Raw genomic sequence first — 21,772 nt, 5'->3', positions numbered from 1 at the left:
AGCTGCTCGAACTGGTCGAGCTCGAGGTGCGCGAGCTTCTGACCAAGAACGAGTTCCCCGGCGACGACATTCCGATCGTCAAGGGTTCGGCTCTGGCTGCTCTTGAAGATTCGGACAAGAAGATCGGCGAGGACGCGATCCGCGAGCTGATGGCGGCGGTCGATGCCTACATCCCGACCCCGGTTCGTCCGCTCGACAAGCCGTTCCTGATGCCGATCGAGGACGTGTTCTCGATCTCGGGCCGTGGCACGGTCGTGACCGGCCGCGTCGAGCGCGGCGTGGTCAAGGTCGGCGAGGAACTCGAGATCATCGGCATCCGTCCGACGACCAAGACGACCTGCACGGGCGTCGAGATGTTCCGCAAGCTGCTCGATCAGGGCCAGGCTGGCGACAACATCGGCGCGCTGCTGCGCGGCGTTGATCGTGAAGGCGTTGAGCGCGGCCAGGTTCTGGCCAAGCCGGGCACGGTCAAGCCGCACAAGAAGTTCGTGGCCGAAGCCTACATCCTGACCAAGGACGAAGGTGGCCGTCACACGCCGTTCTTCACCAACTACCGTCCGCAGTTCTACTTCCGCACGACCGACGTGACCGGCATCGTGTCGCTGCCGGAAGGCACCGAGATGGTGATGCCGGGCGACAACATCACGGTCGATGTCGAGCTGATCGTGCCGATCGCCATGGAAGAGAAGCTGCGCTTCGCCATCCGTGAAGGCGGCCGCACCGTCGGTGCCGGCATCGTCGTCACCATCAAGGAATAACCGATACCGGCCTGTGCCGGTCGGGTTCGAAACGGAAAGGGCGGTCCTCGGGGCCGCCCTTTTCTTTTGCCTGGCGATTGGGTGTTCGCCTTGTCGACCGGACCCTGTTGCAAGCCTTTGGACCTCGTCTAGTATAGGTTGCATCAAGGGGCTTTTTTCCAATGGTTCCAGGGCGCCTTTTCCATCGTCGGGCAGTGTGGTCGCTGCGGCTGATCTGCCTGCTGGCGTTGCTTGTCACCGGACGTGCCTTTGCGACGGATACGGCCCCGGATCTCGGTCCGACAATGCGATTCGGTATTGTCCGCGGCAATGCACCGGGGTGCGAGCCGATCTGTCCGGAATGGATCTCGGCGGAAGGCTCGATAGAAGCTGGAACGCCGGCTTTGTTCAAACGCATGCTGAAGACGCTTGGCGGGCGAAAACTGCCGATCGTCGTCGATTCTCCCGGCGGCAATGTCGAGGCGGCGCTGACGCTTGGCCGGCTGATCCGCAAGAACAAGCTCGATATCGCCATCGGCAAGACAGTGTTCTCCGGTTGCCAGCCCGACGCGAATGGTTGCCAGGACCGTGACAAGAATGGCGTCCGCTACTTTGGCAGTGTCCTTGCCTATGGCGCCATGTGCAATTCCGCCTGTCCGTTGATGTTTGCCGGTGGCGTCCGGCGGGTAGCGGGCGAATGGACCTATCTCGGCGTCCATCAGATCACCACGACCTACATCCGCACGAAACTGCAATACCGGACCACCTACCGCATCGTGGGGGGCAAGAAGAAGGTCCTCAACACAAGGATCGTCAGCCGCAAGAACGCCGGCAGCTACAAGACCTACGAGATGAGCAAGGCGGTGGAGAAAAAGCTGGCGACCTATCTCAACGAGATGGGCATCGAACAAAGCGTGCTCGAAACGATGAAGAGTACGCCGGCCAGCGAAATCCACCAGATCGCCCTCGACGACATGCTGACGATGAAATTGGTCACCAGTGTGGATGCCGTGGACCTGTTGACCGCCGCGAGCCTGTGCAGGCCGGATCGATTGGCCGCGAATTGCCTGGAAATACCGGGGAATAAGCCCGATGGCCTGACGACCGCGGCCAAGCCTGCTCCGCTGCCGGCCGGGCCCGAGGGTGTGCAGCGCGATGAAGACATGCGCTTCGTCGTGGTTCGCGGCAGCAACCCGCTCTGCAATCCGGATTGCCCGGAATGGATCTCGGCGGAAGGCGTGATCACGCCTCGGACCCCGCGGAGGCTGCGCCAGTTGCTCGCCACGCTTGGCGACCGGCTGCTGCCTGTCGTGCTCAGCTCAAAGGGTGGCGACCTGCTTGGCGCTCTGGCGGCGGGACGGCTTATCCATCAAAGGAAGCTCGACGTCGCCGTTGGCCGCACCGATTTCGTCGACTGTGACCCGGGAGAGTGGAGTTGCCTGGCCAAGGAGGGCGCCTATGCCGGGCTGAGTATCGATGCGGGAGTGGAGTGCGGTTCGGCCTGTGCGCTCATGCTTGCCGGCGGCGTGAGACGGCTTGTCGGTCCCCGTGCGCGGCTTAGCCTGTACCCGATGGGGCAAATGCGGGTGGTCAAGGCCTATCTCGAGGAGATGGGGATCGATCCCGCTCTATTCACGGCGATCGAGGGGCGCTCGGTCGAGCGGCAGCTGGAACCCGGCACGATGCTGAGGCTCGGGCTGACGACGAGCCCGCAATCGGTCGACGCGCTGACCGGTGCCACCATCTGCGACGGGGTGCCGAAACCGCGGAATTGCCGGATCCGGCCTTCCGCCAATGCCGAGGCTGACGCGCCCGCCAAACTGTAGAGCGGCAACGTCGGAGACTGACCATCGAGGCAGGTTGAGCCATTCTCGATTTTGCCGCTATCGTCGCTGCTGCCGGCGCCGGGGCCGGCGGAGGATCGAGAATGAGCCAGGATATCCCGACACTCTACGAATGGGCCGGCGGCAGCGAGGCGTTGAACCGGCTGACCCAGATTTTCTACGACAAGGTGGCGCAGGATCCGATCGTCGGGCCGGTATTCAAGGCCATGTCGCCGGATCATCCCGCCCATGTCGCGGCCTTCATCGGCGAGGTTTTCGGCGGACCGAAAACCTACAGCGAGCAATTTGGCGGCCACCGCGAGATGGTCACGCATCATCTGGGCAAGCATCTGACCGAGGAGCAGCGCCGCCGCTGGATCAACCTCCTGGCCGACGCCGCCGACGCGGTCGCCCTGCCTGACGATCCGGAATTTCGTTCGGCCTTCATGGGCTATGTCGAATGGGGATCGCGGCTGGCCAAGATGAACTCCAATCTCGGCGAAACTTGCGATCCTCAGACGGAACGGATGCCGGCCTGGGGCTGGGGTGTGCCGGGCGGGCCGTATCGGCCACCGGGTCCAAAGTAGCTTTCGGTCGCCACGGGAGTCTCGGAGCAATGCCGAGAAATTTCAAGATCGTGCGCTGGCGCGAGTGGGAAGGCCTCGGCCTCGAACATCTGGTGCTGAGGGGAACGGGGTTATGGCGCGTTTGCTTGCAAACCACTCTTTACAGAGCGAGCGGAAGCTTTTAGGAAGCGCCTGCTGCGCCGATATGCGCACGTACGGGCATAGCTCAGTTGGTAGAGCGGCGGTCTCCAAAACCGCAGGTCGTAGGTTCGAGCCCTGCTGCCCGTGCCATTTCTCGAAATGGCGTTTCAAAACGATATTTCTGCGGTCTGCCCTTTGAAAATCGGCGACCCGCTTGCCATATCAGCTCGCTTGGGGCATAATGGCCTCATAGCCGGGACGGAACGACTGGATGGTTCCGATGCGGCGTTTGGTCATAAAGCGGACACTTGCCACTTGCGTGGATCAAGAATCGGTTTTATGTAGACGAAACAGACACGCGACGCGTGGAGCTGGGAAGCCGGCTTTACGCGTCTGATTTGCATGGGCGAATTGATTGCGCTGATTCGGCGCAAGATTGGGCTCAGGCGGCACGTCCCGGCCAGCGGGATCATCCAGGAGACCCGGCCAACGGGTCTTGAAGACAGAGCGGCATATGGCTTCGAAAACCACAAATCCTTTCGTCTTTCTCCAGCAGGTTCGCGCGGAGACCGCCAAGGTGACTTGGCCGTCGCGGCGCGAAACGATGATCTCGACGGTCATGGTCCTGGCTTTCGCTGTGATCGCGATGGTCTTTTTCTTCACCGCTGATCAGCTCATGGGCCTCGCGGTCGAACAGATTCTGGGCATCGGACGCTAAGTCCGGCGATTACGGAGAAGTCTTGAAATGACCGCGCGCTGGTACATCGTCCACGCCTATTCGAACTTTGAAAAGAAGGTCGCCGAGGACATCGAGAACAAGGCCAAGCAGAAGGGCCTGTCCGCCGATATCCACCAGATCGTGGTGCCGACCGAGAAGGTCGTCGAGATTCGTCGCGGCCGCAAGGTCGATGCCGAGCGCAAGTTCTTCCCGGGCTATGTGCTCCTGAAGGCCAACCTGACCGACGCTGTGTTCTCGCTGGTCAAGAACACGCCGAAGGTCACCGGCTTCCTGGGTGACTCCAAGCCGGTGCCGATCACCGAGGCGGAAGCCCAGCGCATCCTGAACCAGGTGCAGGAAGGCGTCGAGCGGCCCAAGCCCTCGGTCACGTTCGAGATCGGCGAGGCGATCCGCGTTTCGGATGGTCCCTTCGCGTCGTTCAACGGTTTCGTCCAGGAAGTGGACGAGGAGCGGGCGCGGCTCAAGGTGGAAGTTTCGATCTTCGGGCGCGCCGTGCCTGTCGATCTGGAATTCGGACAGGTCGAAAAGGGCTGATCCGAAATCCTGCCGCCAAGCGCGGCAGGGAAGAGCGGCGCGGAGATCGCGCGGCTCTTGAGAACGGTGGGAGACGAGTGCGGCTTTAGCCGGCCGCATGGATCGCACCACCAGACTGCAACCGCCGGCACTTTCCCGTTCATGGGAGCCGGCATAGACAAAGGCAGGAAAAGAGATGGCTAAGAAAATTGCAGGCCAGCTCAAGCTCCAGGTCAAAGCGGGATCGGCCACGCCGTCTCCCCCGATCGGCCCGGCGCTTGGTCAGCGTGGCATCAACATCATGGAGTTCTGCAAGGCGTTCAACGCGCAGACCCAGGAAATGGAAAAGGGATCGCCGGTTCCGGTCGTCATCACCTACTACCAGGACAAGTCCTTCACCTTCGTCATGAAGACGGCGCCGGTGAGCTACTTCCTGAAGAAGGCGGCTAACCTGACGTCTGGTTCCAAGGAGCCGGGCAAGGTCAAGGCCGGTACGGTTTCGCGTGACAAGGTCCGCGAGATCGCCACCGCGAAGATGAAGGATCTGAACGCAAACGACGTCGAAGCGGCCATGCGCATGGTCGAGGGCTCCGCCCGCTCGATGGGTCTGGAAGTGGTGGGCTAAGATCATGGCAAAGATTGCAAAGCGTGTATCGAAGACCCGCGAAGGCATCGATCCCAACAAGGCTTACGCCCTGGGTGATGCACTGAAGCTGCTCAAGGACCGTTCCTCGGTCAAGTTCGACGAGACCATCGAAGTCGCCATGAACCTCGGCGTCGACCCGCGCCACGCCGACCAGATGGTCCGCGGCGTGGTCAATCTGCCGAACGGCACCGGCCGCTCGGTGCGCGTCGCTGTGTTCGCACGCGGCGACAAGGCTGACGAAGCGCGCGCCGCCGGCGCCGACATCGTCGGTGCCGAGGATCTGGTCGACATCGTCCAGAAGGGCACGATCGATTTCGATCGCTGCATCGCGACGCCGGACATGATGCCGCTCGTCGGCCGTCTGGGCAAAGTGCTCGGCCCGCGCGGCATGATGCCGAACCCGAAGGTCGGCACCGTAACCACCGACGTTGCCGCCGCCGTCAAGGCATCGAAGGGCGGCGCTGTCGAGTTCCGCGTCGAGAAGGCCGGCATCGTTCATGCCGGCGTCGGCAAGGTCTCGTTCGAGGTCAAGGCCCTGGAAGAGAACATCCGCGCCTTCGCCGACGCCGTGACCAAGGCAAAGCCGGCTGGCGCCAAGGGCAACTACGTCAAGAAGGTGTCGGTCACCTCGACGATGGGCCCGGGCCTCAAGCTCGACGTCGCGACGCTCACAGCGTCCTGATACGAACATTCGGATCGGCCGCTAAAGGGCTGATCCGCAAGTGAATTCCGGGCCTCCGACTCGTCGGCGGCCCGGTACCGGAAACCGAGAGGTTTCCGGACATCCTGTCCGAGATTGCAGGCGGCCCAGAAGCCTTAATTCGATTTGGGCCTGCATGAGACGGGTGAAGACCGGACAACGGAGCGATTGCTCCAATGAAAGGTTCGAACCGTGTTTGCCTTTTGTCTGCGCATCGTCCGGCTTGCCGGCCGGTGTGGCGAAAGGGGGCAGGATCCTCGAGCGTCGTTCGGGAGATCCGTTACTGGATGGCCCGGCCGACAAAGGCAACCCGACGCCTGTCCCCGTTAATGGGGCAGGGGTCAACTGGAGATAGGCAGTGGACAGAGCGGAAAAACGCGAACTCGTCACGGGCCTGAACGGTGCGTTCTCGAACGCAGGTTCAGTGGTCGTGGCCCACTACGCCGGTATCACCGTCGCGCAAATGAACGACCTTCGGTCGAAAATGCGCGCCGCCGGTGGCACCGTCAAAGTCGCGAAGAACCGTCTCGCCAAAATCGCTCTTCAGGGCACGGACTCCGCATCGATCATCGAGCTGTTCAAGGGACAGACGCTGATTGCTTATTCGGAGGATCCGATTGCGGCGCCGAAGGTCGCGTCCGATTTCGCCAAGGGAAATGACAAGCTTGTCATTCTCGGCGGCGCAATGGGCACCACCTCGCTCAACGCCGACGGTGTGAAGGCACTCGCCACACTTCCGTCGCTCGATGAGCTGCGCGCCAGGCTGGTTGGCATGATCGCCACGCCGGCAACCCGGATCGCCCAGATCGTCAATGCGCCAGCGGCTTCGGTCGCGCGCGTCATCGGCGCTTACGCCCGGAAGGACGAGGCGGCATGAGGCCGTTCCTCGCTATCACAAACACACGTTCGAACCTTATGAAGGAATACAACAATGGCTGATCTCGCAAAGATCGTAGACGACCTTTCGAAGCTGACCGTCCTCGAGGCGGCCGAGCTGTCGAAGCTTCTGGAAGAAAAGTGGGGCGTTTCCGCCGCTGCTCCGGTGGCTGTTGCCGCCGCTGGCGGTGGTGCGGCCGCTGCTGCTCCGGTCGAGGAAAAGACGGAATTCGACGTCGTCCTCACCGAGGCAGGCGCTCAGAAGATCAACGTCATCAAGGAAGTCCGCGCCATCACCGGTCTTGGCCTCAAGGAAGCCAAGGATCTGGTTGAAGCGGCTCCGAAGCCGGTCAAGGAAGCCGTTTCCAAGGCCGACGCTGACAAGTTCAAGGCCCAGCTGGAAGCAGCCGGCGCCAAGGTCGAACTGAAGTAAGCGTAAAAGCGGCGGACGGCCTCGCGCCGTCCGCCACTCCCTTCGCCTGGAAGGGAGCATGCGTAACGCGAGACGTACGAGAACCTCTTTCCTGAGGGCCGAAACCGGCCTTCAGGAAACGGGTTTTCTCCCGTTCTAACCGGCCGCCGACAGGCGCCGGGAAAACAGACAGAGGGTTGCCGCCAAGGTGGCCCAGCATGCAAGGCGAGCCGCGGCGAGGCTCGTCCCGAGTTTTGAGCTAAGGAGCGACGATGGCCCAGACCCAGACTTTCAATGGCCGCAGACGCGTACGCAAGTTCTTCGGAAAGATTCCGGAAGTTGCGGAGATGCCGAACCTGATCGAGGTTCAGAAGGCATCCTATGACCAGTTCCTGATGGTCGCGGAGCCCAAGGGCGGGCGTCCGGACGAGGGACTGCAGGCAGTTTTCAAGTCGGTCTTCCCGATCTCCGATTTTTCCGGCTCCTCGATGCTGGAGTTCGTGAAGTACGAGTTCGAAGGACCGAAATTCGACGTTGACGAATGCCGTCAGCGCGACCTCACCTATGCCGCGCCGCTCAAGGTGACGCTGCGCCTCATCGTGTTCGATATCGACGAGGATACCGGCGCCAAGTCCATCAAGGACATCAAGGAGCAGGACGTCTACATGGGCGACATGCCGCTCATGACCCTGAACGGCACCTTCATCGTCAACGGCACCGAGCGCGTCATCGTCTCGCAGATGCACCGCTCGCCGGGCGTCTTCTTCGACCATGACAAAGGCAAGTCGCACTCGTCGGGCAAGCTTCTGTTTGCCGCGCGCGTCATCCCCTATCGCGGTTCGTGGCTCGACATCGAGTTCGATTCCAAGGACGTCGTGCACGCCCGCATCGATCGTCGCCGCAAGATCCCGGTGACGTCGCTGCTGATGGCGCTCGGCATGGACGGCGAAGAGATCCTGTCGACCTTCTACAACAAGATCACCTACAAGCGCGCCGGCGACCATTGGCGCATTCCGTTCAACGTCGAGCGTTTCCGCGGCCTCAAGGCTGTCGGCGACCTGGTCGATGCCGATACGGGCGAGGTCGTCGTCGAAGCCGGCAAGAAGATCACCGCACGCCAGGCAAGGGCGCTCGGCGAAAAGGGTCTCAAGGCGATCAAGGCGACGGACGAGGATCTGCTCGGCAACTACCTGGCCGAGGACATCGTCAACTTCGCCACCGGCGAGATCTTCCTCGAAGCCGGCGACGAGATCGACGAGAAGACGCTGAAGGTTCTGCTCGGCACCGGCGAAGACGAGATCAAGGTTCTCGACATCGACCACGTCAATGTCGGCGCCTATATCCGCAACACGCTCAACGTCGACAAGAACGAGAGCCGCCAGGACGCGCTGTTCGACATCTATCGTGTCATGCGTCCCGGCGAGCCGCCGACGCTCGAGACCGCCGAAGCCATGTTCAACTCGCTGTTCTTCGACAGCGAGCGCTATGATCTGTCGGCCGTCGGCCGCGTCAAGATGAACATGCGCCTCGAGCTCAAGGCCGAGGACACCGTGCGCGTGCTGCGCAAGGACGACATCCTGGCCGTGGTCAGGACGCTGGTCGAACTGCGTGACGGCAAGGGCGAAATCGACGACATCGACAATCTCGGCAACCGTCGCGTGCGTTCGGTCGGCGAGCTGATGGAAAACCAGTACCGCGTCGGCCTGCTGCGCATGGAGCGCGCGATCAAGGAGCGTATGTCCTCGATCGAGATCGACACGGTCATGCCGCAGGATCTGATCAACGCCAAGCCGGCGGCCGCCGCCGTGCGCGAGTTCTTCGGTTCCTCGCAGCTGTCGCAGTTCATGGACCAGACCAACCCGCTGTCGGAGATCACCCACAAGCGCCGCCTCTCGGCGCTTGGACCGGGCGGTCTGACCCGCGAGCGCGCCGGCTTCGAAGTGCGCGACGTGCACCCGACGCATTACGGCCGCATCTGCCCGATCGAGACGCCGGAAGGCCCGAATATCGGTCTGATCAACTCGCTGGCCACCTTCGCGCGCGTCAACAAGTACGGCTTTATCGAGAGCCCGTACCGCAAGATCGTCGACGGCAAGCTGACCAATGAAGTCGTCTATCTCTCGGCGATGGAAGAGGCCAAGCACCATGTCGCGCAGGCCAACGCCGAGCTCGACAAGAACGGTGGTTTCGTCGACGAATTCGTCATTTGCCGCAGCGCCGGCGAAGTGATGATGGCGCCGCGCGAAAACGTCGATCTGATGGACGTTTCGCCCAAGCAGATGGTGTCGGTTGCCGCGGCCCTGATCCCGTTCCTGGAAAACGACGACGCCAACCGCGCCCTGATGGGCTCGAACATGCAGCGTCAGGCCGTGCCGCTGGTGCGCGCCGAGGCGCCGTTCGTCGGCACCGGCATGGAGCCGATCGTCGCCCGTGACTCGGGCGCCGCCATCGGCGCCCGCCGCGGCGGCATCGTCGACCAGGTCGACGCGACGCGTATCGTCATCCGCGCCACCGAGGATCTCGATCCGGGCAAGTCCGGCGTCGATATCTACCGGCTGATGAAGTTCCAGCGTTCGAACCAGAACACCTGCATCAACCAGCGTCCGCTGGTTCGTATGGGCGACCGGGTCAACAAGGGCGACATCATCGCCGACGGTCCGTCGACCGAGCTCGGTGATCTGGCACTCGGCCGCAACGTGCTGGTCGCATTCATGCCGTGGAACGGCTACAACTACGAGGACTCGATCCTCCTGTCCGAACGCATCGTCGCCGATGACGTCTTCACCTCGATCCACATCGAGGAGTTCGAGGTCATGGCGCGCGATACCAAGCTCGGGCCGGAGGAAATCACGCGCGATATCCCGAACGTCTCGGAAGAAGCGCTGAAGAACCTCGACGAAGCCGGCATCGTCTACATCGGTGCCGAAGTTCAGCCGGGTGATATCCTGGTCGGCAAGATCACGCCGAAGGGCGAAAGCCCGATGACGCCGGAAGAAAAGCTTCTGCGCGCCATCTTCGGCGAAAAGGCATCCGATGTGCGCGACACCTCGATGCGCATGCCTCCGGGCACTTTCGGCACCGTCGTCGAGGTGCGCGTCTTCAATCGCCACGGTGTGGAGAAGGACGAGCGCGCCATGGCGATCGAGCGCGAGGAGATCGAACGCCTCGCCAAGGACCGCGACGACGAGCAGGCCATTCTGGACCGCAACGTCTACGCGCGTCTTTCCGACGTGCTCGTCGGCAAGGAAGCGATCGCTGGACCGAAGGGCTTCAAGAAGGGCTCGACGCTGTCCAAGGATACGCTCGACGAGTATCCGCGTTCGCAGTGGTGGCAGTTTGCCGTGGAGAACGAAAAGCTCCAGAGCGAACTCGAAGCCCTGCGTGGCCAGTACGACGACTCCAAGAAGGCGCTCGAACAGCGTTTCATGGACAAGGTCGAGAAGGTCCAGCGCGGCGATGAAATGCCTCCTGGCGTCATGAAGATGGTCAAGGTCTTCGTGGCCGTGAAGCGCAAGATGCAGCCCGGCGACAAGATGGCCGGCCGTCACGGCAACAAGGGTGTCGTGTCGCGGATCGTTCCGGTCGAGGACATGCCTTTCCTCGAGGACGGCACGCATGCCGATATCGTGCTCAACCCGCTGGGTGTGCCGAGCCGCATGAATGTCGGCCAGATCCTGGAAACGCATCTGGGCTGGGCATGCGCGGGCATGGGCAGGAAGATCGGCGAGCTGATCGACGCGTACAAGGTGGCGGGCGATATCAAGCCGCTGCGCAAGACGCTCGAAAGCTTCATCCCGGCCAACGACCGCAACGAGCCGGTTCGCGAGTATGACGACGAGAGCATCGTTCGCCTCAGCGAGCAGATGCGCCGCGGCGTTTCGATCGCGACCCCGGTGTTCGACGGCGCGCATGAGGCTGACATCAACATCATGCTGGAGCAGGCGGGCCTGCACACCAGCGGTCAGTCGCAGCTCTATGACGGACGCACCGGCGAGCCGTTCGATCGCAAGGTGACGATGGGCTACATATATATGCTCAAGCTTCACCATCTCGTGGACGACAAGATCCACGCGCGTTCGATCGGTCCGTACTCGCTCGTCACCCAGCAGCCGCTGGGCGGCAAGGCGCAGTTCGGTGGCCAGCGCTTCGGCGAGATGGAGGTCTGGGCGCTCGAAGCATACGGCGCCGCCTACACGCTGCAGGAAATGCTGACGGTGAAGTCGGACGACGTCGCCGGCCGCACCAAGGTCTACGAGGCGATCGTCCGTGGCGACGACACCTTCGAGGCCGGCATTCCGGAGAGCTTCAACGTTCTCGTCAAGGAAATGCGGTCTCTCGGCCTCAATGTCGAGCTTGAGAACACCAAGCTCGACGACAACCCGATCCGGCTGCCCGACGCGGCCGAGTAAGAAAGACATCCGGTCGCGGGCTGCCGCGACCGGATGCACCAAATTCTTCGGCCAGTGGCCGACAAGACGGCGGGCGTTTGGCTCGCGACTAGATGCAAGGGGTTTTCGAGGACCCCGAAAAGGAGAACGGCATGAACCAAGAGGTCATGAATCTCTTCAATCCGCAGGCGCCTGCGCAGGTGTTCGATTCCATCCGGATATCGCTTGCCAGCCCTGAGAAGATTCTGTCCTGGTCTTTCGGCGAGATCAAGAAGCCGGAGACCATCAACTACCGCACCTTCAAGCCGGAGCGTGACGGTCTGTTCTGCGCGCGCATTTTTGGCCCGATCAAGGACTATGAGTGCCTGTGCGGCAAGTACAAGCGCATGAAATACAAGGGCGTCATCTGCGAGAAGTGCGGCGTCGAAGTCACGCTGTCGCGCGTTCGCCGCGAGCGCATGGGCCACATCGAGTTGGCGGCACCGGTCGCCCATATCTGGTTCCTGAAGTCGCTGCCGTCGCGCATCGGCACGCTGCTCGACATGACCCTGAAGGACATCGAGCGCGTCCTTTATTTCGAGAACTACATCGTCACCGAACCTGGCCTCACCGCGCTGAAGGAGCACCAGTTGCTCAGCGAGGAAGAGTACATGATCGCCGTCGACGAGTATGGCGAGGATTCGTTCACCGCCATGATCGGCGCCGAGGCCATTCATGACCTCCTGGCCGGCATGGACCTGGAGAAGATCGCCGGCGACCTGCGTTCGGAACTGGCTTCGACCACCTCCGAGCTGAAGCAGAAGAAGTATCTGAAGCGGCTCAAGGTCGTCGAGAACTTCATGGAATCCGGCAACCGTCCGGAATGGATGATCATGAAGGTGGTCCCGGTGATCCCGCCGGACCTGCGCCCGCTCGTCCCGCTGGACGGCGGTCGCTTCGCCACGTCGGATCTGAACGACCTCTATCGCCGCGTCATCAACCGCAACAACCGTCTGAAGCGGCTGATCGAGCTGCGCGCCCCCGGCATCATCGTGCGCAACGAAAAGCGCATGCTGCAGGAAGCCGTCGATGCACTGTTCGACAACGGCCGTCGCGGCCGCGTCATCACCGGCGCCAACAAACGTCCGCTGAAGTCGCTGTCCGACATGCTCAAGGGCAAGCAGGGCCGGTTCCGCCAGAACCTGCTCGGCAAGCGCGTCGACTATTCCGGCCGCTCGGTCATCGTGACCGGTCCGGAGCTCAAGCTGCACCAGTGCGGCCTGCCCAAGAAGATGGCGCTCGAACTGTTCAAGCCCTTCATCTACGCCCGTCTCGACGCCAAGGGTTACTCCTCGACCGTCAAGCAGGCGAAGAAGCTGGTCGAGAAGGAGCGTCCAGAAGTCTGGGATATCCTCGACGAGGTCATCCGCGAGCATCCGGTGCTGTTGAACCGTGCGCCGACGCTGCACCGTCTCGGCATCCAGGCGTTCGAGCCGATCCTGATCGAAGGCAAGGCGATCCAGCTGCACCCGCTGGTCTGCACGGCCTTCAACGCCGACTTCGACGGCGACCAGATGGCCGTTCACGTGCCGCTGTCGCTGGAAGCGCAGCTTGAAGCCCGCGTGCTGATGATGTCGACCAACAACATCCTGCACCCGGCTTCCGGCGCGCCGATCATCGTGCCGTCGCAGGACATGGTTCTCGGTCTCTACTATCTCTCGATCGTCAACCAGAACGAGCCGGGCGAGGGCATGGTGTTTGCCGACATGGGCGAACTCCAGCACGCGCTCGAGACCAAGGCGGTGACGCTGCACTCCAAGATCAAGGGTCGTTTCCGCACGGTCGACGCCGAAGGCAAGGTCGTGTCGAAGATCCATGACACCACCCCTGGCCGCATGATCATCGGCGAGCTTCTGCCGAAGAACGTCAACGTGCCTTATGAGACCGCCAACCAGGAGATGACCAAGAAGAACATCTCCAAGATGATCGACACCGTCTACCGCCACTGCGGTCAGAAGGAGACGGTCATTTTCTGCGATCGCATCATGGCGCTCGGCTTCAGCCATGCCTGCCGTGCCGGCATTTCGTTCGGCAAGGACGACATGCTGATCCCGGATGCCAAGATCAAGCTGGTCTCCGATACCGAGGCTTTGGCCAAGGAATACGAGCAGCAGTACAATGACGGTCTGATCACGCAGGGCGAGAAGTACAACAAGGTCGTGGACGCCTGGGCCAAGTGCTCGGAAAAGGTCGCCGACGAAATGATGGCCCGCATCAAGGCGGTCGAGTTCGAGGACAATGGCCGTCAAAAGCCGATGAACTCGATCTATATGATGTCGCACTCCGGTGCGCGTGGCTCGCCCACCCAGATGCGTCAGCTCGCCGGCATGCGCGGCCTTATGGCCAAGCCGTCGGGTGAAATCATCGAGACGCCGATCATCTCGAACTTCAAGGAAGGCCTGACCGTGCTCGAGTACTTCAACTCGACCCACGGCGCCCGCAAGGGTCTGGCCGACACCGCCTTGAAGACGGCGAACTCGGGTTACCTCACCCGTCGTCTGGTCGACGTGGCGCAGGACTGCATCGTCAACTCCGTCGACTGCGGCACCGACAAGGGCCTCACCATGCAGCCGATCGTCGATGCCGGTCAGGTCGTCGCTTCGGTCGGCCAGCGCGTGCTGGGTCGTACGTCGCTCGACGACATCACCCATCCGGTGTCGGGCGAGATCCTGGTCAAGGCCGGAACGCTGATGGACGAGCGTGACGTGGAACAGATCGAAAAGGCCGGCGTCCAGTCGGTTCGCATTCGCTCGGCACTGACTTGCGAAGTCAGGGTTGGCGTCTGCGCGGTCTGCTACGGTCGCGATCTGGCCCGCGGCACCCCGGTCAACCAGGGTGAAGCAGTCGGCGTCATCGCGGCGCAGTCGATCGGCGAGCCGGGTACCCAGCTCACCATGCGTACCTTCCACATGGGCGGTACGGCACAGGTGGTGGATAGCTCGTTCCTTGAAGCCTCCTATGAGGGCAAGGTCGAGATCCGCAACCGCAACGTGGTGCGCAACTCCGACGGCCAGCAGATGGTCATGGGCCGCAACATGGCGGTGCTGATCCTCGACGAAGCCGGCAAGGAGCGCGCCTCGCACCGCCTCACCTATGGTTCGCGCATCTTCGTGGACGATGGTGACAAGGTGAAGCGCGGCCAGCGTATCGCCGAGTGGGATCCCTACACCCGCCCGGTCCTCACCGAAATCGAGGGCAGGGTATCGTACGAGGATCTGGTCGACGGCATTTCCGTTCAGGAAACCGCCGACGAGTCGACCGGCATCACCAAGCGTGAGGTCATCGACTGGCGCTCGACGCCACGCGGCAACGACCTGAAGCCGGCGATTGCCATCCAGGACGCCAAGGGCAAGGTCGGCAAGCTGTCCAAGGGTGGCGACGCCCGCTTCCTGCTCTCGGTCGAGGCCATTCTTTCGGTCGAGCCGGGCTCGCAGGTTCGGCCCGGCGACGTGCTGGCGCGTATCCCGATGGAAAGCGCCAAGACCAAGGACATCACCGGCGGTCTGCCGCGTGTTGCCGAACTGTTCGAGGCACGTCGTCCGAAGGATCACGCCATCATCGCCGAGATCGACGGTACGATCCGCTTCGGCCGCGACTACAAGAACAAGCGTCGCATCATCATCGAGCCGCATGACTCGACGCTTGAGCCGGTCGAATACCTGATCCCGAAGGGCAAGCCGTTCCATCTCCAGGACGGCGACGTCATCGAGAAGGGCGACTACATCCTCGACGGCAATCCGGCGCCGCACGACATCCTGGCGATCAAGGGCGTGGAGGCACTTGCTTCCTACCTCGTCAACGAAATCCAGGAAGTCTACCGTCTGCAGGGCGTGTCGATCAACGACAAGCACATCGAGGTGATCGTTCGCCAGATGCTGCAGAAGGTCGAGATCACGGTGCAGGGCGACTCGACCTACATTCCAGGCGATCATGTCGACGTGATCGAACTGGAAGAGGTCAACGAGCGTCTGGTCGAGGACGGCAAGAAGCCGGCCGAAGGCCTGCCGGTGCTGCTCGGCATCACCAAGGCATCGCTGCAGACGCCGTCCTTCATCTCGGCCGCCTCCTTCCAGGAGACGACCCGGGTGCTGACGGAAGCTGCGGTTGCCGGCAAGACCGACATGCTGCAGGGACTGAAGGAAAACGTCATCGTCGGCCGGCTTATCCCGGCCGGCACCGGCGGCACGATGAGCCAGATCCGGCGCATCGCCACCTCGCGCGACGAACTGATCATCGACGAGCGCCGCAAGGCCTCCGGTGTGGAAGTCGCCGAGCCAATGCTGGCCGACATGACAAACGCCGCGCAGTAAGCACGGAAGACGGGAAGAAGGAAAAGGGGCCAAGTGGCCCCTTTTCGCGTTTTGGGTTCCGCATCGGATCGGAGAAAAATAATGAGCAAGACGAGCTGGGCGGCAGTCGACGACTACATCGTCGGTTCCCTGTTTGAGGCGGACCCCGTCCTGGATGCCGTTCTGGCGGCCAACCACGACCACGGCCTGCCGGCGATCGACGTGTCGCCGGCGCAAGGCAAGCTGCTTTCACTTCTTGTGCGCATACAGGGAGCGAAGAAGGTTCTCGAGATCGGCACGCTGGGCGGCTATTCGACCGTCTGGATGGCGCGGGCGCTGCCTGTCGATGGCAAGATCGTGACGCTTGAGCTCGATCCGCTCCACGCCGACGTCGCGCAATCGAATTTCGAGCGGGCAGGCGTCTCGGAGCGTGTGGAACTGCGGGTCGGGCCTGCCCTTCAGTCGCTTGCCGCGCTGGGTGCCGAGAATGCCGGACCGTTTGACCTCGTCTTCATCGACGCCGACAAGCCGAACAACCCGCATTATCTATCCTGGGCCATGCGGCTTTCGAGGCCGGGAACCGTGATCATCTGCGACAACGTCATACGCGACGGTGCTGTGCTCGATCAGGGTGGCCGTGATCCCAATGTAGAAGGCGCACGCGCCGCATTCTCGTTCATTGGCGGCGAGAAGCATCTGGACGGCACCGGCATCCAGACCGTTGGCGCGAAGGGCTATGACGGCTTTGCCATCGCGATCGTCAATTGACAGCCGATAGGCGAACAGCCAAGCCGTCCCTGTTCAATCGAAGAAGGCCTCGACCACGTTGCGCTTGCCGAGCATGAACGCATCGGCGACATGCTGGAGCGGCGCCAGGTCGACATCGGAAACGCCGGCTCGCACGATCTCGGCGAAGCGCTTGTAGAGCATCGGGTACTCGGCCTCCGGCACGTCATGAACCACCTTGCCGTCGACCGCGAGCTTGGAGCCGCCGCCCGACAGCACCATGGCGCCCTTGTCGGTGTCGGCCAGGATGTCCCAGCTTTGCGGGCCTGTCTGCAGCCAGTCGAGGTCCATCGTCACCGGCAAGCCATTCGAAGTGCGGAAGGAGACGCGCGCGGCAACCGGGGATGCGCGGTTTTCGGGAAAATCGAGTATTGCCGAAGTGATGAACATCGGCGGCAGGATGTGAGTGGCGATCGATAGCGCGTTGATGCCGGGATCGAAGACGCCAAAACCGCCGGGAGCCCAGATCCATTCCTGGTTCGGGTGCCAGCGGCGCACGTCTTCCTTCCAGTTGATGGCGGCCGAGCTGATGCGCGCCGAGCTCAGGAAGGCGCGCGCGGCCTCCACGGCCGGCGCATAGCGCGAGTGCCAGCTGGCGAACAGCGAGACGCTGTTCCGCGCGGCCAATGCCTTGAGGTCCTCGACCTCGCTGACAGTGGCGCCTGGCGGCTTTTCCAGGAAGACATGCTTCTTCGCCTCGAGTGCCGTCCGCGCCGCGTCGTAGCGGAACTGCGGCGGCATGCAAAGCGATACGGCCTCGAGTTCGGGCACCGCATCGAGCATGGATTCGATGGTCGGAAAATTCGGAATGTCATCCACCTTGCCATGCCGGCTGGCGGCCGCGATGAGGCGATAGTCCTGATCCTTCGCCAGGGCCGGCAGATGCTGGTCGCGGACGATCTTGCCGACGCCGACGATGCCAATCTTGATGGGCTGGGACACGGCCGCTCCGTCTGTTGAACAATGGTGATGCTTCTTATCAGAACACTTGCCCCGGGCAAGCCGGCCGACAAGCCCACCCCAGCCCTCCTCGAACCGCCGCGCCGGCGTTCAGGAAGCCCCGATCGCCGATTCGCCTCGATGGCCGATTCGAAAACTGAGCCGAGGCCTGGTTTCAGATCGGCACGTCGAAGGTAACGATCGAAACTTCGCCTTCGAGCGCGCCCTGGAAGGCGGAGATATGCGGCTCTTCATCGGGCACGCCGTCCATGTCGCCTATCTGGTCGAGCTCGGCCTCGGCGTAACCTTCCGCAGCAAGCGATTCGAGTGCCCGGCGCACCGCCGAATCGTCGTCGGGCGCGACCAGCATGACGTGGACGCCTTCCGGTTTGCCGCCCTTTTTCTTCCACACCCGGCCGGTGATGATGGTGACCGGGCGTTCTTCATTGTCGTTCACGGGTCGATTCCTCTTGGCGATGTGTGGGCGGGCGAGGGGGTTCTGTCTGCTCATGCGGCCTTTTCGCATGAAGAAGAGCCGCGCAACAGCGCAAAGCCATTCACTTTGCTAAAGGCTTGGCACTTTCTTCCTCGCCCTTGCAAAATCGCGAAAGAAAATTACATGCGTTTTTCGCATGGCTGCCGAGCCTTGATTGGCGCGCAATATTTAGCGCTCCGGGCTTGACGGTCCGCGGTCTTACGAGTAGAAGCCGCCCAGTCAGAACCGATGTGAGGCTCTCCCTTCCGAAGCGACACGCTTTGGAGCTTGCCTCAAACAGGGTTCGTTTTACGAGCGAAAAGACATTTCCGGCGTGCACGAAGCGGTTCCGCTTCCTCTGCCATTTGTTCGGGCAAGACCGCGAGGCGCGGTTCGTGGCCCGAATTCGCGTATGGAAATGACGCTTTGAGCGGCCCTGACCGGGCGAGACACGGAATTGAGAGACAAGAGGGTTTAATGCCTACCGTCAACCAGCTGATCCGCAAGCCGCGCATTGCGCCGGTGAAGCGCAACAAGGTCCCGGCCATGCAGCAGAACCCGCAGAAGCGGGGCGTCTGCACGCGCGTCTATACAACGACGCCGAAGAAGCCGAACTCGGCGCTGCGCAAGGTGGCCAAGATCCGCCTGACCAATGGTTTTGAAGTGATCGGTTACATCCCCGGCGAAGGCCACAACCTTCAGGAACACTCCGTGGTGATGATCCGCGGCGGCCGCGTCAAGGATCTTCCGGGCGTTCGCTATCACATCATCCGCGGCGTGCTCGACACGCAGGGTGTGAAGAACCGCAAGCAGCGCCGTTCGAAGTACGGCGCCAAGCGCCCGAAGTAAGGCGCTCGAAGTAAGATTTTCCGGCCTTGGCGCTGCTTGAGTGCGTCGGGCTATGAGATTGAGAGACAAAAGCCATGTCGCGTCGTCACAGTGCAGAAAAGCGTGAGATCAATCCGGACCCGAAGTTCGGTGATCTGATCGTCACCAAGTTCATGAACGCCGTCATGTATGACGGTAAGAAGTCGGTTGCCGAGACCATCGTCTACGGCGCTCTCGACCAGGTTCAGTCGAAGACCAAGCAGGAGCCGGTCACCGTCTTCCATCAGGCGCTCGACAATGTCGCGCCGCATGTGGAAGTGCGTTCGCGTCGTGTCGGCGGCGCTACCTATCAGGTTCCGGTCGACGTGCGTCCCGAGCGCCGCCAGGCATTGGCCATTCGCTGGCTGATCGCCGCCGCCCGCAACCGCAACGAGACCACGATGGTCGACCGCCTTTCCGGCGAGCTGATGGATGCGGCCAACAACCGCGGCACCGCCGTCAAGAAGCGTGAAGACACCCACAAGATGGCTGAAGCCAACCGCGCTTTCGCGCACTACCGCTGGTAAAGCGCGAACGAGACTGAGAGGCAGCTACGATGGCCCGCGAATACAAAATCGAAGACTACCGCAATTTCGGTATCATGGCGCATATTGACGCCGGCAAGACGACGACCACCGAGCGCGTCCTCTATTACACGGGCAAGTCGCACAAGATCGGCGAAGTCCACGACGGCGCTGCCACCATGGATTGGATGGAGCAGGAGCAGGAGCGCGGCATCACCATCACGTCCGCCGCGACCACGACCTTCTGGAAGGCTCGTGACGGCAAGATGTACCGCTTCAACATCATCGACACCCCCGGCCACGTCGACTTCACCATCGAAGTTGAGCGTTCGCTGCGCGTTCTCGACGGCGCTATCGCGCTGCTCGATGCCAATGCCGGCGTTGAGCCGCAGACGGAAACCGTCTGGCGTCAGGCCGACAAGTACCGCGTTCCGCGCATGATCTTCTGCAACAAGATGGACAAGATCGGCGCCGACTTCTACCGCTCGGTCGAGATGATCGGTTCGCGTCTCGGTGCGCATGCCGTTGTCATGCAGCTGCCGATCGGCGCCGAGACCGAGTTCAAGGGCGTTGTCGACCTCGTCGAGATGAACGCGCTGGTCTGGCGCGACGAGACGCTGGGCGCTGCCTGGGACATCGTCGAGATCCCGGACGACCTCAAGGCTCGTGCCGAGGAATACCGCGAGAAGATGATCGAGGCCGCCGTCGAAATGGACGAGACGGCGCTTGAGAATTACCTCGAAGGCAAGATGCCGTCGAATGACGAGATCCGCGCGCTGATCCGCAAGGGCACCATCGCGGTGAAGTTCTACCCGATGTTCTGTGGCTCGGCCTTCAAGAACAAGGGCGTGCAGCCGCTGCTCGACGCCGTCGTCGAATATCTGCCGTCGCCGGCCGATGTTCCGGCCATCAAGGGTGTCGATGCCAAGACCGACGCCGAGATCGAGCGTCACGCCGACGACAACGAGCCGCTGTCGATGCTCGCCTTCAAGATCATGAACGACCCATTCGTCGGTTCGCTCACCTTTGCCCGCATCTATTCGGGCAAGCTCACCAAGGGCATCTCGGTCGACAACACCGTGAAGGGCAAGAAGGAGCGCATCGGCCGCATGCTGCAGATGCATGCGAATTCGCGCGCCGACGTTGAAGAGGCTTTTGCCGGCGACATCGTTGCTCTTGCCGGTCTCAAGGACACGACCACCGGCGACACGCTCAGCGATCCGCTGCATCCGGTCATCCTCGAGCGCATGGAATTCCCCGATCCGGTCATCCAGATCGCCATCGAGCCGAAGACCAAGAACGACCAGGAAAAGATGGGCCTCGCCCTTCACCGCCTGGCCGCCGAGGATCCGTCCTTCCGCGTCAAGACCGACGAGGAAAGCGGCCAGACCATCATTTCCGGCATGGGCGAACTTCACCTTGACATCATCGTCGACCGCATGCGTCGCGAGTTCAAGGTCGAGGCCAATGTCGGCGCGCCGCAGGTGGCCTATCGCGAGACGATCACCCGCAGGCACGAGCAGGATTACACGCACAAGAAGCAGACCGGCGGTACCGGTCAGTTCGCCCGCGTCAAGATCGTCTTTGAGCCGAACCCGGACAGCAGCGAGTTCGAGTTCGATACCAAGATCGTCGGCGGCGCCGTGCCGAAGGAATACATCCCCGGTGTCGAAAAGGGCATCAACAGCGTCATGACCTCGGGTCCGTTCGCGGGCTTCCCGATGATCGGCGTCAAGGCGACGCTGATCGACGGCGCTTACCACGATGTCGATTCCAGCGTCCTGGCATTCGAAATCGCCGGCCGCGCCTGCTTCCGTGAAGCTGCACCCAAGCTTGGGGTGCAGCTGCTCGAGCCGATCATGAAGGTCGAAGTTGTGACGCCCGAAGACTACGTCGGCAGCGTCATCGGCGATCTGAACGGCCGTCGTGGCCAGATCCAGGGCCAGGAAGCACGTGGCGTGGCCGTGGTTATCAACGCGATGGTGCCGCTAGCCAACATGTTCAAGTACGTCGACAATTTGCGCTCGATGAGCCAGGGCCGTGCGGCCTACACGATGCAGTTCGATCACTATGAGCCGGTCCCGACGGCGGTGGCTCAGGAAGTCCAGAAGAAATACGCGTAAGGGTTCCTTAGCCACCGGGTCGCGTCCCTTGCGCGGTGCCGGATCTGAAGAGCGAATAACAATTTCCCCCAAGCGGGTAGAATAGACGGAGAACGATTATGGCCAAAGGTAAATTCGAGCGTAACAAGCCTCACGTGAACATCGGCACGATTGGCCACGTCGACCATGGCAAGACGTCGCTGACGGCGG

The 21,772-nt window shown here is 62.1% G+C and carries 18 protein-coding genes and 1 tRNA gene; 17 read left to right on the top strand and 2 right to left on the bottom strand.

Features of this window, described 5'->3' with window-relative positions; translation table 11 throughout:
* The 13 genes from NKH19_RS30720 to NKH19_RS30660 all read left to right on the top strand — a co-directional run.
* The coding region (locus NKH19_RS30720) for an EF-Tu C-terminal domain-related protein (protein WP_352983489.1) at positions 1 to 758 on the top strand (758 nt) is incomplete at its 5' end.
* 161 nt (positions 759 to 919) lie between these two features.
* Positions 920 to 2,563 (top strand): COG3904 family protein, encoded by a 1,644-nt coding sequence (locus NKH19_RS30715; protein ID WP_352873577.1) that lies wholly within the window; start codon positions 920 to 922, stop codon positions 2,561 to 2,563.
* A 101-nt stretch (positions 2,564 to 2,664) separates the two neighbouring features.
* Positions 2,665 to 3,147 (top strand): group II truncated hemoglobin, encoded by a 483-nt coding sequence (locus NKH19_RS30710; protein WP_352873579.1) that lies wholly within the window; start codon positions 2,665 to 2,667, stop codon positions 3,145 to 3,147.
* Between the two features lie 194 nt (positions 3,148 to 3,341).
* Positions 3,342 to 3,417: transfer RNA gene (locus NKH19_RS30705), tRNA-Trp, on the top strand.
* A 364-nt stretch (positions 3,418 to 3,781) separates the two neighbouring features.
* The gene (secE, locus tag NKH19_RS30700; RefSeq protein WP_140501618.1) at positions 3,782 to 3,985 is read left to right on the top strand and encodes a preprotein translocase subunit SecE; all 204 of its coding nucleotides are present in this window, start codon (positions 3,782 to 3,784) and stop codon (positions 3,983 to 3,985) included.
* Between the two features lie 27 nt (positions 3,986 to 4,012).
* Positions 4,013 to 4,540 carry a transcription termination/antitermination protein NusG gene (gene nusG / locus NKH19_RS30695; RefSeq protein WP_352873580.1) on the top strand — a complete coding sequence of 176 codons (528 nt, stop codon included), beginning with the start codon at positions 4,013 to 4,015 and terminating at the stop codon, positions 4,538 to 4,540.
* A gap of 175 nt (positions 4,541 to 4,715) precedes the next feature.
* Positions 4,716 to 5,144 (top strand): 50S ribosomal protein L11, encoded by a 429-nt coding sequence (rplK, locus tag NKH19_RS30690; protein ID WP_013531410.1) that lies wholly within the window; start codon positions 4,716 to 4,718, stop codon positions 5,142 to 5,144.
* A gap of 4 nt (positions 5,145 to 5,148) precedes the next feature.
* On the top strand, positions 5,149 to 5,847 hold the full coding sequence (rplA, locus tag NKH19_RS30685) for a 50S ribosomal protein L1 (protein ID WP_109672641.1): 699 nt from the start codon (positions 5,149 to 5,151) through the stop codon (positions 5,845 to 5,847).
* 376 nt (positions 5,848 to 6,223) lie between these two features.
* Positions 6,224 to 6,742, top strand: a complete 519-nt coding sequence (rplJ, locus tag NKH19_RS30680; RefSeq protein WP_013531412.1) for a 50S ribosomal protein L10 — start codon at positions 6,224 to 6,226, stop codon at positions 6,740 to 6,742.
* Positions 6,743 to 6,796: 54 nt separating this feature from the next.
* Positions 6,797 to 7,174, top strand: coding sequence for a 50S ribosomal protein L7/L12 (rplL, locus tag NKH19_RS30675; RefSeq protein ID WP_027038853.1), 378 nt, complete (start codon positions 6,797 to 6,799; stop codon positions 7,172 to 7,174).
* 251 nt (positions 7,175 to 7,425) lie between these two features.
* Positions 7,426 to 11,562, top strand: a complete 4,137-nt coding sequence (rpoB, locus tag NKH19_RS30670) for a DNA-directed RNA polymerase subunit beta (protein WP_352873582.1) — start codon at positions 7,426 to 7,428, stop codon at positions 11,560 to 11,562.
* 131 nt (positions 11,563 to 11,693) lie between these two features.
* Positions 11,694 to 15,890 (top strand): DNA-directed RNA polymerase subunit beta', encoded by a 4,197-nt coding sequence (gene rpoC, locus NKH19_RS30665; RefSeq protein WP_352873584.1) that lies wholly within the window; start codon positions 11,694 to 11,696, stop codon positions 15,888 to 15,890.
* Positions 15,891 to 15,971: 81 nt separating this feature from the next.
* A complete protein-coding gene (locus tag NKH19_RS30660; RefSeq protein ID WP_352873585.1) occupies positions 15,972 to 16,637 on the top strand; it encodes an O-methyltransferase in 666 nt (221 codons plus the stop codon).
* A 33-nt stretch (positions 16,638 to 16,670) separates the two neighbouring features.
* Here NKH19_RS30660 and NKH19_RS30655 read toward each other — a convergent pair whose 3' ends face one another.
* Together NKH19_RS30655 and NKH19_RS30650 are read right to left on the bottom strand one after the other, a co-directional pair.
* On the bottom strand, positions 16,671 to 17,597 hold the full coding sequence (locus NKH19_RS30655; protein ID WP_352873586.1) for a Gfo/Idh/MocA family protein: 927 nt from the start codon (positions 17,595 to 17,597) through the stop codon (positions 16,671 to 16,673).
* Between the two features lie 172 nt (positions 17,598 to 17,769).
* Positions 17,770 to 18,051 (bottom strand): transcriptional regulator, encoded by a 282-nt coding sequence (locus NKH19_RS30650; protein WP_352873587.1) that lies wholly within the window; start codon positions 18,049 to 18,051, stop codon positions 17,770 to 17,772.
* A gap of 495 nt (positions 18,052 to 18,546) precedes the next feature.
* Between NKH19_RS30650 and rpsL the strand changes: the two genes are divergently transcribed.
* The 4 genes from rpsL to NKH19_RS30630 form a co-directional block, all read left to right on the top strand.
* Complete coding sequence (gene rpsL / locus NKH19_RS30645) at positions 18,547 to 18,918, top strand: 30S ribosomal protein S12 (RefSeq protein WP_006333356.1); 372 nt, start codon at positions 18,547 to 18,549, stop codon at positions 18,916 to 18,918.
* A gap of 74 nt (positions 18,919 to 18,992) precedes the next feature.
* Entirely contained in the window at positions 18,993 to 19,463 is a 471-nt protein-coding gene (rpsG, locus tag NKH19_RS30640) for a 30S ribosomal protein S7 (RefSeq protein WP_008875664.1), read from the top strand.
* A gap of 29 nt (positions 19,464 to 19,492) precedes the next feature.
* A complete protein-coding gene (gene fusA / locus NKH19_RS30635) occupies positions 19,493 to 21,583 on the top strand; it encodes an elongation factor G (RefSeq protein WP_352873590.1) in 2,091 nt (696 codons plus the stop codon).
* Positions 21,584 to 21,681: 98 nt separating this feature from the next.
* Positions 21,682 to 21,772, top strand: a 91-nt coding sequence (locus NKH19_RS30630) for a GTP-binding protein (protein ID WP_032908143.1), incomplete at its 3' end; no start/stop codon positions are given.

Source organism: Mesorhizobium sp. M1338 (assembly GCF_040318045.1).
Taxonomy (GTDB): Bacteria; Pseudomonadota; Alphaproteobacteria; order Rhizobiales; family Rhizobiaceae; genus Mesorhizobium.
The sequence above is the reverse complement of the archived record's forward strand: the minus strand, read 5'-3'. Positions and strand labels throughout refer to the sequence as shown.

Bases quoted from the DNA above. Each gene is read 5' to 3' on its own strand.
- nusG (WP_352873580.1), top strand. From the start codon at position 4,013: ATGACCGCGCGCTGGTACATCGTCCACGCCTATTCGAACTTTGAAAAG.
- rpoB (WP_352873582.1), top strand. From the start codon at position 7,426: ATGGCCCAGACCCAGACTTTCAATGGCCGCAGACGCGTACGCAAGTTC.
- rplA (WP_109672641.1), top strand. From the start codon at position 5,149: ATGGCAAAGATTGCAAAGCGTGTATCGAAGACCCGCGAAGGCATCGAT.
- rplK (WP_013531410.1), top strand. From the start codon at position 4,716: ATGGCTAAGAAAATTGCAGGCCAGCTCAAGCTCCAGGTCAAAGCGGGA.
- NKH19_RS30715 (WP_352873577.1), top strand. From the start codon at position 920: ATGGTTCCAGGGCGCCTTTTCCATCGTCGGGCAGTGTGGTCGCTGCGG.
- rpsL (WP_006333356.1), top strand. From the start codon at position 18,547: ATGCCTACCGTCAACCAGCTGATCCGCAAGCCGCGCATTGCGCCGGTG.
- fusA (WP_352873590.1), top strand. From the start codon at position 19,493: ATGGCCCGCGAATACAAAATCGAAGACTACCGCAATTTCGGTATCATG.
- NKH19_RS30660 (WP_352873585.1), top strand. From the start codon at position 15,972: ATGAGCAAGACGAGCTGGGCGGCAGTCGACGACTACATCGTCGGTTCC.
- secE (WP_140501618.1), top strand. From the start codon at position 3,782: ATGGCTTCGAAAACCACAAATCCTTTCGTCTTTCTCCAGCAGGTTCGC.
- NKH19_RS30710 (WP_352873579.1), top strand. From the start codon at position 2,665: ATGAGCCAGGATATCCCGACACTCTACGAATGGGCCGGCGGCAGCGAG.
- rpsG (WP_008875664.1), top strand. From the start codon at position 18,993: ATGTCGCGTCGTCACAGTGCAGAAAAGCGTGAGATCAATCCGGACCCG.
- rpoC (WP_352873584.1), top strand. From the start codon at position 11,694: ATGAACCAAGAGGTCATGAATCTCTTCAATCCGCAGGCGCCTGCGCAG.
- rplL (WP_027038853.1), top strand. From the start codon at position 6,797: ATGGCTGATCTCGCAAAGATCGTAGACGACCTTTCGAAGCTGACCGTC.